14 protein-coding genes are annotated in these 13,360 nt (G+C 70.7%); 3 read left to right on the forward strand and 11 right to left on the reverse strand.

Annotation, left to right across the window (positions count from 1 at the left end; all coding sequences use genetic code 11):
- Window positions 1–78: 78 nt before the first annotated feature.
- The 6 genes from ACFY1U_RS09700 to ACFY1U_RS09725 form a co-directional block, all read right to left on the reverse strand.
- Window positions 79–1,554: a penicillin-binding transpeptidase domain-containing protein gene (locus tag ACFY1U_RS09700; RefSeq protein WP_390693543.1), complete on the reverse strand. Its 1,476-nt coding sequence runs from the start codon at window positions 1,552–1,554 to the stop codon at window positions 79–81.
- Window positions 1,554–2,933 carry an FtsW/RodA/SpoVE family cell cycle protein gene (locus ACFY1U_RS09705; protein WP_390693544.1) on the reverse strand — a complete coding sequence of 460 codons (1,380 nt, stop codon included), beginning with the start codon at window positions 2,931–2,933 and terminating at the stop codon, window positions 1,554–1,556. Before ACFY1U_RS09705 ends, ACFY1U_RS09700 begins: the two co-directional genes overlap by 1 nt.
- A gap of 43 nt (window positions 2,934–2,976) precedes the next feature.
- Window positions 2,977–3,387 (reverse strand): SH3 domain-containing protein, encoded by a 411-nt coding sequence (locus ACFY1U_RS09710; protein WP_390693545.1) that lies wholly within the window; start codon window positions 3,385–3,387, stop codon window positions 2,977–2,979.
- Between the two features lie 207 nt (window positions 3,388–3,594).
- The gene (locus tag ACFY1U_RS09715; protein ID WP_390693546.1) at window positions 3,595–4,842 is read right to left on the reverse strand and encodes an ATP-binding protein; all 1,248 of its coding nucleotides are present in this window, start codon (window positions 4,840–4,842) and stop codon (window positions 3,595–3,597) included.
- Window positions 4,839–5,564, reverse strand: a complete 726-nt coding sequence (locus tag ACFY1U_RS09720; protein ID WP_390693547.1) for a hypothetical protein — start codon at window positions 5,562–5,564, stop codon at window positions 4,839–4,841. Before ACFY1U_RS09720 ends, ACFY1U_RS09715 begins: the two co-directional genes overlap by 4 nt.
- A gap of 117 nt (window positions 5,565–5,681) precedes the next feature.
- Complete coding sequence (locus ACFY1U_RS09725; RefSeq protein ID WP_390693548.1) at window positions 5,682–6,188, reverse strand: dual specificity protein phosphatase family protein; 507 nt, start codon at window positions 6,186–6,188, stop codon at window positions 5,682–5,684.
- A 110-nt stretch (window positions 6,189–6,298) separates the two neighbouring features.
- Between ACFY1U_RS09725 and ACFY1U_RS09730 the strand changes: the two genes are divergently transcribed.
- Entirely contained in the window at window positions 6,299–7,102 is an 804-nt protein-coding gene (locus tag ACFY1U_RS09730) for a nuclease-related domain-containing protein (protein WP_390693549.1), read from the forward strand.
- Window positions 7,103–7,236: 134 nt separating this feature from the next.
- Here the strand turns inward: ACFY1U_RS09730 and ligD are convergent, their stop codons facing one another.
- Complete coding sequence (gene ligD / locus ACFY1U_RS09735; RefSeq protein ID WP_390693550.1) at window positions 7,237–8,118, reverse strand: non-homologous end-joining DNA ligase; 882 nt, start codon at window positions 8,116–8,118, stop codon at window positions 7,237–7,239.
- Between the two features lie 72 nt (window positions 8,119–8,190).
- Between ligD and ACFY1U_RS09740 the strand changes: the two genes are divergently transcribed.
- Window positions 8,191–9,225 carry a Ku protein gene (locus tag ACFY1U_RS09740; RefSeq protein WP_390693551.1) on the forward strand — a complete coding sequence of 345 codons (1,035 nt, stop codon included), beginning with the start codon at window positions 8,191–8,193 and terminating at the stop codon, window positions 9,223–9,225.
- Between the two features lie 128 nt (window positions 9,226–9,353).
- Here the strand turns inward: ACFY1U_RS09740 and ACFY1U_RS09745 are convergent, their stop codons facing one another.
- A complete protein-coding gene (locus tag ACFY1U_RS09745) occupies window positions 9,354–10,637 on the reverse strand; it encodes an MFS transporter (RefSeq protein WP_390693552.1) in 1,284 nt (427 codons plus the stop codon).
- 95 nt (window positions 10,638–10,732) lie between these two features.
- Between ACFY1U_RS09745 and ACFY1U_RS09750 the strand changes: the two genes are divergently transcribed.
- On the forward strand, window positions 10,733–11,125 hold the full coding sequence (locus ACFY1U_RS09750; protein ID WP_390693553.1) for an ArsR/SmtB family transcription factor: 393 nt from the start codon (window positions 10,733–10,735) through the stop codon (window positions 11,123–11,125).
- 443 nt (window positions 11,126–11,568) lie between these two features.
- Here the strand turns inward: ACFY1U_RS09750 and ACFY1U_RS09755 are convergent, their stop codons facing one another.
- The 3 genes from ACFY1U_RS09755 to ACFY1U_RS09765 are packed head-to-tail and all read right to left on the reverse strand — an operon-like array spanning window position 11,569 to window position 12,898.
- Entirely contained in the window at window positions 11,569–11,946 is a 378-nt protein-coding gene (locus ACFY1U_RS09755; RefSeq protein WP_390693554.1) for a hypothetical protein, read from the reverse strand.
- Window positions 11,947–11,978: 32 nt separating this feature from the next.
- The gene (locus ACFY1U_RS09760; RefSeq protein WP_390693555.1) at window positions 11,979–12,452 is read right to left on the reverse strand and encodes a hypothetical protein; all 474 of its coding nucleotides are present in this window, start codon (window positions 12,450–12,452) and stop codon (window positions 11,979–11,981) included.
- On the reverse strand, window positions 12,449–12,898 hold the full coding sequence (locus ACFY1U_RS09765; protein ID WP_390693556.1) for a DUF6228 family protein: 450 nt from the start codon (window positions 12,896–12,898) through the stop codon (window positions 12,449–12,451). Before ACFY1U_RS09765 ends, ACFY1U_RS09760 begins: the two co-directional genes overlap by 4 nt.
- Window positions 12,899–13,360: the final 462 nt, after the last annotated feature.

Consider the following 13,360-nt stretch of genomic DNA (forward strand, 5'->3'; position numbering starts at 1 on the left):
TAGGTCGGGAGGTCCGGCGATCCCAGACCCTGTCTCAGCATGTGAGCCCCGCCGACCGAGCCGGTCCAGGAGCAGCCCTCAACTCACGCTGCCGGGCGGGGAGTTCAGCACCGCCCGCATCACGTCCCTGGCGATCGGCGCGGCCATTCCGCCCCCGGTGATGTCCTCCCGATCCGCCGACGCGTCCTCCACCACCACGGCCACCGCGACCCTCGGCAGCACCTCGCGTTCGCTCTGCGCCCAGGACACGAACCAGGCGTACGGCGTACCGGAGTTGCCGATGCCGTGCTGGGCGGTGCCGGTCTTGCCGCCGACGATCGCGCCGGGTATCGCGGCGTTCGTGCCGGTGCCCTCCGTCACGACGTCCTCCATCAGCCGCTTCACGACGTCGGCGGTCTCCGGACGCATCGCCTGGCGCACCGGGCGCGAGCCCGCCGTGGTCATCGTGGCCCCGTTGCCCGTGGTGGTCCGCTCCACCAGATACGGCGAGCGCACCTGCCCGCCGTTCGCCACGGCCGCCGCGACCATCGCCATCTGCAGCGGCGTGGCCCGCGTGTTGTACTGCCCGATCGACGACAGCGCGAGCTGCGCCCGGTCGACGGACGTGTCGAAGGTGCTCGGCGCCACGGAGAAGGGGATCCGCAGCCGGGGGTCGTTGAAGCCGAAGGCCTTCGCCGCGGCCCCCATCCGCTTCACGCCCACATCCACGCCGAGCTTCGCGAACACCGTGTTGCAGGACCACGCGAAGGCCTCCCGCAGCGGGGCGTCCTCGCAGCCGTCCCCCTCGTTCATCAGCAGGGTCGTGGTACCCGGCAGCCGGTACGGATCCGGTGAATCGGTCGGCCGGTCGATGTCCAGGACGACACCGGCGTCCAGCGCGGCCGCCGCGGTGACCACCTTGAACGTCGAACCCGGCGGATACGTCTGCCGCACCGCCCGGTTGAGCATCGGCTTGTCCGGATCGTCGTTCAGCCGTGTCCAGGACCGCTCCGTGGCCGCGGCGTTCCCCGACAGCACGGCCGGGTCGTACGACGGACTCGACACCAGCGCCAGCACCCGCCCCGTCGCCGGCTCGATCGCCGCCACCGCCCCCCTGCGCCCGTCGAGTCCCTGGTACGCCGCCCGCTGCGCCGCCCGGTTGAGGGTCGTCACGACGTTGCCGCCCCGGCCCTGGGTCCGCGTGAGGTCACCCACCAGGGGGAACGGCGAGAGCATCGGGTCGGTGCCGGACAGCACCGAGTCCCCGGTGTGCTCCAGCAGGGTGGTGCCGTACACCTGCGAGGCGAAGCCGGTGACGGGGGCGTACAGGGGGCCGTCCGTGTACGTCCGTTCGTAGCGGAGCTGCTCCCCGGAGTCACGGGAGCCGGTGATGCTCTGCCCGCCGACCAGGATGTTGCCGCGCGGCCGCTCGTAACGGGCGATGGTGGCGCGGCGGTTGGCGGGATTGTCGTCGAAGGTCCTGGCGCTGAGGATCTGGATGCGGACGGCGTTGACGAGGAGTGCGACGAGCAGGAGGGCGCAGAAGAAGGCGGCGTGCCGGATGTGCCTCGCCATCAGGGCGCCACCTCCCCGTTGTACTGACGCCGTGCCGCATGGCTGACCCGGATCAGCAGCGCCACGATCGCCCAGTTGGTGACCAGCGACGAACCGCCCTGCGCCAGGAACGGCATCGCCATGCCGGTCAGCGGGATCAGCCCGGTCACCCCGCCCGCGATCACGAACACCTGGAGCGCCACGATCGAGGCGAGGCCGACCGCCAGCAGCCGGCCGAAGGGGTCGCGCAGGGCGAGGCCCGCGCGGTAGCCGCGCTCGACGAGGAGGCCGTAGAGGAGGAAGAGCGCGGACAGGCCCGCCAGCCCCAGTTCCTCCCCGGCCGTCGCGAGGATGAAGTCGGACTTCGTCGCGAAGCCGATGAGGATCGCATGGCCGAGGCCGAGGCCCGTGCCGAGGACACCGCCCGCCGCGAAGGCGAACAGGGACTGCGCGACCTGGTTGGGGCCCCGCCCCGCCTCGATCGTCGCGAAGGGGTGCAGCCAGTCCTGGACCCGGCTGTTCACATGCGGTTCCAGCCAGCCGACGGCCACCGCGCCGGCGGCGGCCAGCAGCAGGCCGACGGCGATCCAGCCGATGCGGCCGGTGGCGACGTACAGCAGGACCACGAACAGACCGAAGAACAGCAGCGAGGTGCCGAGATCGCGCTCCAGCACCAGTACACCCACACTCGCCAGCCAGATGGCGAGAATCGGACCGAGCACCCGGCCCGTGGGCAGCTGGACCCTCCGGAACCGCCAGACCTGACGCCCGGTGAACGCGAGCGCGCTGCGGTTGGCCGCCAGATACGCGGCGAAGAACACCGCGAGCAGCACCTTCGCGAACTCGCCCGGCTGGATGGAGAATCCGGCGATCCGCACCCAGATGCGGGCGCCGTTCACGGCCGGAAAGAGGATCGGCAGCGCCAGCAGGAAGAGCGCGGCGACGACCCAGACGTACGCGTACCGCTGGAGCCACCGGTAGTCCCGGACCGTCAGGACCAGCGCGATGAACAGGGCCACGCCCAGCGTGGACCAGACGAGTTGGGTGGGGGCGGCCTGGTCGTGGGGAGTCTCCAGGTCGAGCCGGTGGATGAGCACCAGGCCGATGCCGTTGAGGAGCACCCCGATGGGCAGCAGCAGCGGGTCGGCGTACGGCGCCCGCATCCGCACCGCGCAGTGGGCGAGCAGCGCGAGCACGCCGAGCCCGGCGCCGTAACCGGCGGCGCCGGGCGGGACGGTGCCGTTCCTCGCGAGGCCCACGGCGCAGTAGCCGTACACGCAGAGCAGTACGGCGACGACGATGAGGGCGAGTTCGATGCCACGGCGCCGGGGCAGACGGGTCACGGGGGCTGGGGTGGCCGGGGTGTCCGCCTGTGCCACGGTGGGTCCGGCGTTGGTCATGTCCGGAACCTACCCAAATAGTCGGTCTTGTGATCTCAGGATCTCAGCACCAGCGCGGCTGTTCGTGGCTGGTGACGTCGATGAAGCGGGCCGCGCCCCACGCCCAGGTGCCGTCCGGGAGGAGGTACCAGATGTTGTCGCCGTCGACGCTCTGCCCCGGGGTCTTGCAGAAGATGGAGACCACATCGCCCCGGTGGGCCACCCGGATCACCTGGCTGCCGCGGTTCGGCGCACTGCGCAGAAACAGCGTGCCCGCGGTGACGACACCCCGCGCGAGCCGGTCGTGGTCGTGGTCGTGGTCGTGGTCGTGCTCGCCCCCCTGGCCGAAGCCCGGGTCCCCGTCACCGCCGCCCCACTCGTCGTCCGCGAGGGCGGGGGAGACGGCCACGGAACTGACGAGAGCGCAGGCGGCGGTGGCGGTGGCCAGACGTATGAGGGTGGAGCGCAGGGACATGGGGGATACCTCCATGAACGGGGGCGAAGCTGACTATTCGCCACATATCCGCCACATTAGGAGGAGGGGGCGGGGCTCGCCTGTCACGCTGGTCCATAGGAGCGCCCCGAAAGGGGCGCGGGGCTGTATCGATGTGCGGCTCCGCCGCGTGGGCGCGACAAGCCCCCACAGGCCTGTACGCGACCAACGACCGTCGGACCCGAGCTCTCAGTCCCCCGACCCCAGGGTCAGAATCGCAACCGCCCCACCATCCACCGCATTGGCGAACTCCAGCCGCGCCCCCAACACCTCGGCCTGCCCGGCCGCGATGGTCAACCCGAGACCGTGCCCCTTGGCACCGCCCTCGGTCCGGAACCGCTGCGGCCCGTGCTCAAGGAGATAGTCCGGGTACCCGTCCCCGTGATCCCGTACGGTCACGACCGCCCCGTCCACGGTCAGAGACACCGGCGCCCGCCCGTGCTTGTGCGCATTGGCGACCAGATTCCCCAGCACCCGCTCCAGCCGCCGCCGGTCCGTCTCCACGCGGGCGTCCCGCAGCACGACGACCTCCGTGTCGGTCCCCGACGCCCGCACCACCCGCGCGGCCAGCGCGCCCAGTTCCTCCGCGTCCAGCTCCAGCTGCTCCCGCCCGGTGTCCAGCCGGGAGATCTCCAGCAGATCCTCGGTGAGCGTGCGCAGCGCGGCCACCCGGTCCCGCACCAGCTCCGTCGGCCGGCTCGGCGGCAGCAGCTCGGCCGCCGCGTGCAGCCCGGTCAGCGGCGTGCGCAGCTCGTGCGCCACGTCCGCGGTGAACCGCTGCTCGCTCAGCAGCTTGCCCTGCAGCGAGGCCGCCATCGAGTCCAGCGCGGCGGCCACGGCGGCCACCTCGTCCTGGGGGTGTGTCGGATCCTTCGTACGGGGGTCGTCGACGCGCGCGTCCAGGTCGCCCGCGCTGATCCGCCGGGCCACCTGCGCCGTGGCGTGCAGCCGCCGTGTCACCCGGGTCACCGCGAACGCGCCCACCAGCAGCGTCACCGTGATCGCCAGGCCCGACGACCACAGGATGGACTGGTCGAGCGCGGCGATCGTATGGGACTGCTGTGAGTAGTCGACCTCGACGGCGAGCGCCCTGTTCCGGTCCGCGGGACCCGCCGCCCACATCGTGGGATGCCCGTGGTGCTCGGAGACCATCGTGCCGCGGTCCCCGTCCGCCGCGAGCTCCCGCAGCGCGCTCGGCAGCCCCGGGGGATCGACGCCCGCCCCCGGCAGCAGCGAGTCCCCGGCCTGGTACGCCTTCGTCGCGTCCGTCAGGCGCGACAGCGCGAGGTCGCGGGCCTGGCCGACGGTCTGGTTCGTCACCGACACATGCACGAGCACGCCGAGCAGCGCGGCGAGCGCACAGCACATCACGGTGATGAACCCGGCGGCCTTCAGGGCGAGCGTGCCGGCCCACTGGGGGAGCGCGAGCCTTGTCATGAGGTCGCCGAGGGGGAGGCGGAGGGCGATGCGGAGGGGTGCGACAGGCGCTCGCGCTTGCCGATGTGCAGCATCTCGTCGTGGGTGAGCAGCATCACGCGCTGGTTCGGGTCCCAGGTCCACTGGAAGCGGTACTCGTAGTCGGCGAGATCGGACGGCGCGTGGATGATCACGGAGCGCCCGGCCAGCTCGACGCCGCTGACCGCGTCGTTGTTGGACATGACCTGGACCACCCGGCCCGACTCGACGGTGTAGATGCGCACGGCGGTCTGGTTGCCGGGCAGCAGCCGGAAGCCCAGCGTCAGATCGGGGCGCCCGTCGCCGGTGACGTCCCGGTAGTACGCCTTGAGCAGCGGACACTTCGGGTTCGCCGGCTGCTTGCCGCAGTAGGCCATACGGCGGGCCGTCTCGCGGTACGGCGCCTTGGAGCCGGAGTAGTCGGAGGGGTGCTGGGACATCTCGGCCCTGACGACGGCCACCGGGTCCACCTTGCGGATGTCGTCGTCCGGAGCCGTGACGCCCTTCATGGCCTCGGCCTCGCCGTTGTCGTAGTCCCAGGCGGGACTGGCCGCCGGGCTCAGGCCCGGCCACAGTTTGTCCGGGCTGGTCGCGGTCGGGGTCGACCCGGCGCCCTGCAGTCCGCCCGCGTCACCGCAGCCCGCCGCCAGCAGCGCGAGGACGGCTGTGGCGAGGGCTGTGCATGCGGCGCGCGTGCGGAGCACGGTACTCCTGTGGCTGAGAACGATCGGTGACCCGGTACACCCTATTCGTCCGGCGAAACGATTACCTCGCTACTCGGCTACCTGGCGATACGGCTGCTCGGCCACCTGATCGCCCGGCTACTCGGCCAGCTCCTCCAGGAGCCGTGCCGTGGGCAGCCCTGCCCGCAGATAGTCCACGAACAGCTCGTTGTGCAGCGCCCAGGGGGAGCGGCGGGACCGTATCAGCCGTATCGCCTCCTCGGTGGCATGCCCCCGGCGGACCAGGGCGTGCGCGACGACCAGCCCCGAGCGGTTGTACCCGTGATAACAGCGGACGAGGACCTTGCGGCCCTCGTCCAGTGCCTCGCCCGCGGCCTGCGCCAGGCGCATCACACCCGCGAGCTGGGTCCCGTCCAGCGGCCCGTCCGGTATCGCCCACACATGGTGCTCCACACCGGGGTCGGGCCCGTGCCCCGGCAGTCTCAGCAGGGTCTGCACGAGATCGAACTCGTCCCGCACGACGGCGAACTCCAGTTGCCCGGTGCGACCCCTGAACTCGTGCCCGCCCATCCACAGGCCGGGCACGATCTCGCTCCATGGACTGTCCGGAGCCGGTACGTCGGGCTGCTTCCTGCGGGTACGCAATCACGCCTCCCCAAGCGCCGCTTCCGTGGAGCCCAACTCCTCGTCAAAGGTAGCCGGGTTCTTGCCCGGGGAGCACCCCGCCTGTTCCCATGGTCAAGGGGTGATGGTGCATGACCGGACTGCGTGTCGTACCGTCCTGGCGGCACGGCCAGGAGCGGCTCTACGTATGCCTCACGGACGGGCGGAACGTCGCCTGGTACGACAGGGAGGCCGCCAGGGTCAACCTGCTCAGCGAGGGCGAGAGGGAGGGCGTGCTGGAGGCTCTGGGCCCCTTCCTCACCGGCCCGGTGACCGTCGGCCCGCCGCCGGTCCCGACCCCGGCCGAGCTGGCCCGGCTCTCCCTCCACCCGGACGACGACCTGGCGCCCAACCGCCCCGGCGAGGCGCTGCTGGTCGCCCTGGACCGGGAACCGGGACCGCCGCACCGGCTGCGCCCGGACCCCCGCCGCCGGGCGCTGGCGGCGCAGCAGACGGTCGGCGAGGCCCTGGACCGCCTCGACGGCGCGGGCTGGCACGCCCTGCACTCGATCCCGCTGCCCGGCGGCGACCGCATCCACCACCTGGCGATCGGCCCGGGCGGCCTGTTCGCCGTCCATACGGTGTACGCCCGTAAGCAGAAGGTGACGGTCGCCGATCCGATGGTCGGCCTGGGGCGCCGCGAGCCCCACCCGCTGCTGCGCCGCGTCCGCGCCGACGCCGACCGGGCGTCGTACGCGCTGACGGCCGAGGTCCACCCGGTCCTGGCCCTCGCGGAGCCGGCGGACGTCGCGATCCCGGCCCCGCTCCGCGAGGTCCGCGTCCTGAAGGACACGGACATCGAGGGCCTGGCCCGCCTCGGCGGCGTCCTCAAGCCGGCGGACGTGGAGGCGCTGCACGCGATGGCGCGGGACCGGGGGACGTGGACGCGGGTGTGACGGCTGCCGGGCAGTGGCTTTCAGCCGGTCCGAGTCTTTCAGCCCGTCCGGCGACGGAGGACGATGCCGTTCAGGCCGACAGGGGGCTGGGGCGCAGCCCCCAGGGACGGCGCCCGTGCGACCAGGCAGCGCACTCAGGGCAGCGGCGCCGCACCGGCAGGGTCGAGCAGCGGGGCGAGCAGATCGCCGTAGTCCTGGAGGCGGGGCGCGAGGTCGGGTGCCTGGAAGGTGAGCTGCGCGGGTGACCCGCACTCCTCGACCTCCGTCCAGGTGACGGGCGCGGAGACGGTGGGCTCGGGGCGGGCGCGCAGGGTGTAGGGCGTGGCCGTGGTCTTCCGGGCGGCGTTCTGGCTCCAGTCGACGAAGACCTTCCCGGGCCTGAGGCTCCTGGTCATGCGGTGCAGGGCGAGCCGGGGCATGGCCCGCTCGGCCTCGACGGCGAGCTGCTTGGCGTACTCGCTCACCTGCTCGGACGGGGTGGGCCGTACCGCGGCGAGCAGATGCAGCCCCTTGGACCCGGAGGTCTTGGCGAAGGCGTCGATGCGGTCGGCCGCGAGCCGTTCCCGCAGCCAGAGGGCGACCTCGCAGCAGTCGACGACGGTCGCGGGCGCCCCCGGATCGAGATCGAAGACGATCCGGTCGGCGACACCGGCGTCCTGGACGACCCACTGCGGCGTATGGAACTCGGTGACGAGATTCGCCGCCCACATCAGGCTCGCCAGGTCCTGTACGAGCACCATCCGCGCCGGCCCCTCCATCCGCGGCACCTCGGCGGTGGTGACCCAGTCGGGCGTACCGGGGGGCACGTTCTTGGCGAAGAACACCTGTCCGCCCGGCCCGTCGGGATACCGCAGGAAGGAGACGGGCCGGTCGCGGAGGTGGGGGAGCAGGTGGTCGGCGGTGGTGGCGTAGTAGTGCAGCACCTCGCCCTTGGTGAACCCGGTCGCGGGATACAGCACCTTCTCGAGGTTGCTGAGCGCGAGCCGTCGCCCCTCCACCTCTGTGATCGGCGTCATACGATGAGAATCTCACGCAAACAGCAATGAATCTGAGTGAACGCTGCAAAGAGATCAAAACAGACCGAAAGGGTGCTGCACGTGCGATCCATATGGAACGGCGCCATCTCGTTCGGCCTGGTCAGCATCCCGATCAAGCTGGTGAACGCCACCGAGAGCCGCTCGATCTCCTTCCGCCAGATCCATGTCGAGGACGGCGGCCGGATCCGCTACCGCAAGGTCTGCGAACTGGAGGACAAGGAGGTGAGCGGGGCGGAGATCGGCAAGGGCTACGAGGACGCGGACGGCACGATCATCCCGATCACGGACGAGGACCTGGCCCATCTGCCGCTCCCCACGGCGAAGACGATCGAGATCGTGGCCTTCGTTCCGGCGGACAGCATCGACCCCCTCCAGATGGACGCGGCGTACTACCTCGCGGCGGGCGGCGCCCCGGCCGCCAAGCCGTACACCCTCCTGCGCGAGGCCCTCAAGCGCAGCAACAAGGTGGCGATCGCCAAGTTCGCCCTGCGCGGCAGGGAACGGCTGGGCATGCTGCGGGTGGTGGAGGACGCCATCGCCATGCACGGCCTCCTGTGGCCGGACGAGGTCCGGGCCCCCGAGGGAGTGGCCCCCGACGCGAAGGTCAGCGTCAACGACAAGGAACTCGACCTGGCGGACGCCCTGATGGACACCCTGGGCGGGATCGAGCTCGACGAACTCCACGACGAGTACCGCGAGGCACTGGAGGAGGTCGTGGCCGCGAAGGCGGCGGGCGAGGCACCACCGCAGGCCCCGGAACCGGCGACGGGCGGCAAGGTCCTGGACCTCATGGCAGCGCTGGAGAAGAGCGTGAAGGCCGCCAAGGAGTCGCGCGGCGAGGAGCAGCCGGCGGAGGTCAGACGCCTCCCGGCCCGCAAGTCGGCCCGGACGGCCCCGAAACAGGCGGGCGGAAAGAAGTCGACGTCCACCGCCAAGAAGACGACCGCGAAGAAGACGACGGCATCGGCCTCGGCGAAGAAGTCCACGGCGAAGTCGACGCAGGGGACGAAGAAGACGGCGGCGAAGACCACCACAGCGAAGAAGACCCCCGCAAAGAAGACGACGTCCCGCAAACGCACGGCCTGACACCGCTCCACTCCGCCGTTTGCTCACAGCCGTACCCTGCCCGATCCGGCCCGGCAGCCGGGGGAGTCCTCCGGGCTGGTGGGTGCTTTCGCGGCGAGCGGGGCTCGCGGCGCGGGGGTGCCGGGCCGTCAGGCGGGCTCCGGGACCCGGCGGCGGGCGGCGACGACCACCAGGCCGCCGACGACGGCGAGGCTCATGAGCACCGTGCCGAAGACGGTCGCGCCGTTGGTCAGTCCCACGGCGTCGCTGAGGTAGCCGGCGGAGACCGGCAGCAGGCCGGCCGGGATGTAACCCCCCACGTTGAGCGCCGCGTTGGCCTCGGCGAGCCGCTCCGGCGGAACGGTGGAGTTGAGCAGGGAGAGCCCGCCGAGCTGCCCCATACCCTGTCCGGCACCGGCCAGCAGCGCCGAGGTGATGAGCACCGGCACCGACGAGGTGTGCACGGCGACGATCAGTGTGATCATGCTGAGGCCGGTGCTGATCGCGCCGGCGGTGAGGATGGTGCGTCGGCGCAGCCGCTGCACCGCGAACTGCACACCGGTGGCGGCCAGGAACATCACGAACGCCATGGCCCCGGCGACGATTCGGCTGGTGGTGCCGAGCAGGCCGGACAGCAGCGACGGACCGAGCGAGAGCACGAAGGACGTCGCGGTGATACCGGGAGCGAACACCGCGATGCCGAGGGTGAGTTGCAGTCCCTTGCCCCTCGGCACACCGGGCACCCGGAGCCACGCCCCCTTGGCGGGCGCGGCGGGACGCTGGACCGGCATGCGCAGCACGGCGAGGACCGCGGTGGCGAGCAGCGCCATCTCGACGAGGAAGACGGTGACCGTGGGCGCGGGCAGGGTCTCGGACAGAATGCCGGCGAGAAGCGGCCCGAGGCCGGCCCCGAAGACCATGGCGCAGGAGGCGAGCAGCGCGGCGAGCCGCTTGCGGTCCTGCCCGGCGACATCCGTCACGGCGGCCATGCCCGCGGAGACGACGGCGCCGACGGCGATACCGGTGAACAGCCGCGCCACGATCAGCGCTGCCACGCTGGACGCAGTCGCGAAGATGAGGCAGGCGGCGAGGGCGAGCGCGAGGGCGGGCAACAGGACGGGCTTGCGCCCCAGCCGGTCGGACACCACGCCGGACACCAGCAGCGAACCGAGCAGGCCCACGATGTAGAAGGCGAACACGACGGTCAGGGTGCCCTTGGAGAACCCGATGTCGCGCTGCCACAGCACATACAGCGGAGTCGCCGCGTTGGACAGCACGAAGACGGCCGTCACCGGCCACGCGGCCAGCCACACCCACCAGGTGGGAGCGGAAGAGGGGGCAGCGCTGGGGGAGGAGCCTGCCGCGGCCCGTTCCTCCGTACCGGAACGCTCCTCTCCCACCACCTTCACCCCCGCCGTTCGACTCTCCGACATGACAGATCCTCCCTGCAGGGTAGTACGAGTTTTCTCGAACATAGCATGCAGTACGATTGGAGTCGTACATAGGATTTGGGACATGAGGAGCTGCCATGCCTTCGACGGCGCGTGCGGTGCCTGTACCGTCACCGACGGTCAAGGTCCTGCCGGAACCCGCCGGCCTGCCCGAGCCGCTCCCGGAACCGGCTGTGGAGGACCTGCGTCTGGAGACGGTGCTGGGCGCCCTGAGCGACCCGCTGCGCCTGCGCATCGTGCGCAAACTCCTCCTGGAGTCGGAGCACTTCGACCACACCTGCGGTTGGTTCGGTCTCGACCGCCCCAAGTCCTCCCTGACCCACCACTTCAAGGCCCTGCGTGAGGCGGGCATCACCCGCCAGCGCCAGTACGGCCTGGAACGCCGCAGCCACGTCCGCGTCGACGACCTCAACGCCCGCTTCCCCGGCCTCCTGGACCTGGTCGCGGCCTGGACACCGGACGAGCCCTGAGACAACGCGGCCTGGGCGCCCGGCGGGCAGGCTGGAGCGGTTCGGGTGCCGCCTCTCCTGAGGCCGATGCCGCGATCTGCGGAGCCGGGCTCGGTGCACGCCAAGGAGTGAACACGAGCGGTACCGGGGAGGAGAGCGCGTACCGCTCAGGGAGGTTCCGGTGACAGCAACCCAGCTGTCGCGTCTACCGGACGAGCCGTCCCGGTGATGTGAAAATCGCTGTCGCGAACGAGGGCGCATGCCGAAGCGCTGCAACAGCAGCAGCTCCAGGCGATGGCGAGGGTGCAGGCCTGGCTCGCGCACCGAGGGAGCGGCGCAGCATAGGCGCGGCCGCGACGAGAGGCCGCCACGCACTGATCGGTCTCGCTGAAGGTGAACCACCTCCGGGCTGTGACCAGCTTTGGTTCAGATTGAGCGAGACGGCGGCGCGGTTGGCGTCCCGCTCAATCTGAGTTCTGAGGGCCAGGACTTGCCTCACGTTCGGCGGCGAACTCGTCGAGAAGCTGGAACAGGACCTTGATCGCGTGCTTCTCGTCCTCGGGCGGCAGGTCTGCGATGCTGTTCCAGCCCTCTGGGAGCGCGATATGCAGGACCTGTCCGGGCCAGGCATGGTTGCAGCTGCAGCTGCAACCGCGGCGGGCAACGAGCCACTCGTGCCAGCCTGTGAGCCCCTGTCCGCCATGGCGCATCGCGTGCTGGTCGTAGCCGGTGAGGAAGGCGGCCAGCTGATGGAACGATGATCCTGTGCCGACGAACATGCCGGGACGCCGGCCGACGCAGGCGAAGTACTCGCGCTCGCTCATTTCCCTGATCTGTGTCATCGGTCTCCTTCGCAGGTCGGGCGCGGATCCGGTTATGCGCCGTACGGATGCCGACGGTTGGTCCAGAGTCGTCTGAGGGCTTCGAGTTCGGTGCGGGGGAAGTGCTCGCCCCATTTGCCGCGGTAGCCGCTCTCGCCGTAGGTACGCGCGACGTCGTCGAAGCAGCGGATTGCGGCGCGGGCCAGCTCGTCGATGGCGTGTTGGCTGGACCAGATTTCGAGGCCCTTGTTGTCGTGGTCGCTTCCGTCCCGGAGCTTCAGGATCCGGACCCAGACGTGCTCGTCTTCCCGATAGAAGATCCATCGACAGGCGGTCGGCTCAGCCTCGAACTGCGCTCGTGTCTCCGTCTCGCCAGCGATCAGCCGGGCCAGCGCGGTCAGGAACTCTTCCGGCGCGCTTGTGATGTAGGAGGCGGTGAGCACGATGACCGCCAGGCGGTCTGTGACGGTGCAGTCAGCCCAGCCGTGTCCGTCGAGACGCCAGTCAAGGCGCAGGCCGGTCGTCACGACGGATTCCCTTCCAGGAAGTGCCGGATGTCCGATGCCGCGGCAGCGAGCTGTTCGCCGGCCTCGAGCCAGATGGTGACCGACGCGTTCCAACTCCCGGGAAAGGTACGCCAAGGACGGAGCGTCCAGGTCAGCCCGACGTGCCCGCCTGAGCGGAACACGGCCGACAGGGCCAGGTCCTCGTCGACGGTGTGCCAGGTCCGCACACCGTCCCAGCCATGGAAGTCCGCGGCGAGGCAGTCCAGGAATGACGCGAGGTCGGCGTCCCGGATCCAGGCCACGACCCCGTCGACGCGCGAGCTCAGGCCGGGCGCCCAGAGCTCGACGGCGTAGTGGGCGCAGTCGGCATCAACGAGAGATCGATCGCTGAACCGGATTCCGACAGCGCGGTTGTCCAGGCAGCGGAGAGCCACGCCGCTCTCTTCGGCGCCGTCCAGGTAGGTCATGCGGGTCAAGCTAGGCCAAGGTCAAGACTGCCGTCACCACGATTCCCGGGGGCTGCAGCTGCCTCGATGATGGGTCGGTAGATGACCCAGGTCGACCAGGACGCGAGACCAGATGACTCAGATAGGCGGAGACTGGCCCACCTTCAGCGAGACGGGTCGCGCACGAAGCCGTCAAGAAGACGCGCGCTCTCTGAACAGCTCGTATGGCAGAGGGCGGTGGAAGTGCTGGCTCACTCGTCCACGAATGGTCCACGCGCAGTCTTGTGGTCCGCACTCTGCTGTTCCGGGACCGCGCCTGGGCTTGATCGGCGTCGGCGGCATCTTCGTTCTGCCGGCCGTGTTCAACCTCCTCGCAGCGATCCACGAACTCATCGGCTGAGGAGGCTGGGGACCGGCCCAGCAAGTGAGGGCGCAGTCGCACCACAAGTGCACCAGATCGAGCGGGGAACAGCGGGGAATCAC

The organism is Streptomyces sp. NPDC001351 (assembly GCF_042896045.1).
In the GTDB taxonomy this organism is placed as follows: Bacteria; Actinomycetota; Actinomycetes; order Streptomycetales; family Streptomycetaceae; genus Streptomyces.

What these genes read in the sequence shown, in the direction of transcription:
- ACFY1U_RS09700 (WP_390693543.1), bottom strand. Translation starts at nt 1,554, where the DNA reads ATGGCGAGGCACATCCGGCACGCCGCCTTCTTCTGCGCCCTCCTGCTC.
- ACFY1U_RS09705 (WP_390693544.1), bottom strand. Translation starts at nt 2,933, where the DNA reads ATGACCAACGCCGGACCCACCGTGGCACAGGCGGACACCCCGGCCACC.
- ACFY1U_RS09710 (WP_390693545.1), bottom strand. Translation starts at nt 3,387, where the DNA reads ATGTCCCTGCGCTCCACCCTCATACGTCTGGCCACCGCCACCGCCGCC.
- ACFY1U_RS09715 (WP_390693546.1), bottom strand. Translation starts at nt 4,842, where the DNA reads ATGACAAGGCTCGCGCTCCCCCAGTGGGCCGGCACGCTCGCCCTGAAG.
- ACFY1U_RS09730 (WP_390693549.1), top strand. Translation starts at nt 6,299, where the DNA reads ATGACCGGACTGCGTGTCGTACCGTCCTGGCGGCACGGCCAGGAGCGG.
- ligD (WP_390693550.1), bottom strand. Translation starts at nt 8,118, where the DNA reads ATGACGCCGATCACAGAGGTGGAGGGGCGACGGCTCGCGCTCAGCAAC.
- ACFY1U_RS09745 (WP_390693552.1), bottom strand. Translation starts at nt 10,637, where the DNA reads ATGTCGGAGAGTCGAACGGCGGGGGTGAAGGTGGTGGGAGAGGAGCGT.
- ACFY1U_RS09750 (WP_390693553.1), top strand. Translation starts at nt 10,733, where the DNA reads ATGCCTTCGACGGCGCGTGCGGTGCCTGTACCGTCACCGACGGTCAAG.
- ACFY1U_RS09755 (WP_390693554.1), bottom strand. Translation starts at nt 11,946, where the DNA reads ATGACACAGATCAGGGAAATGAGCGAGCGCGAGTACTTCGCCTGCGTC.
- ACFY1U_RS09765 (WP_390693556.1), bottom strand. Translation starts at nt 12,898, where the DNA reads ATGACCTACCTGGACGGCGCCGAAGAGAGCGGCGTGGCTCTCCGCTGC.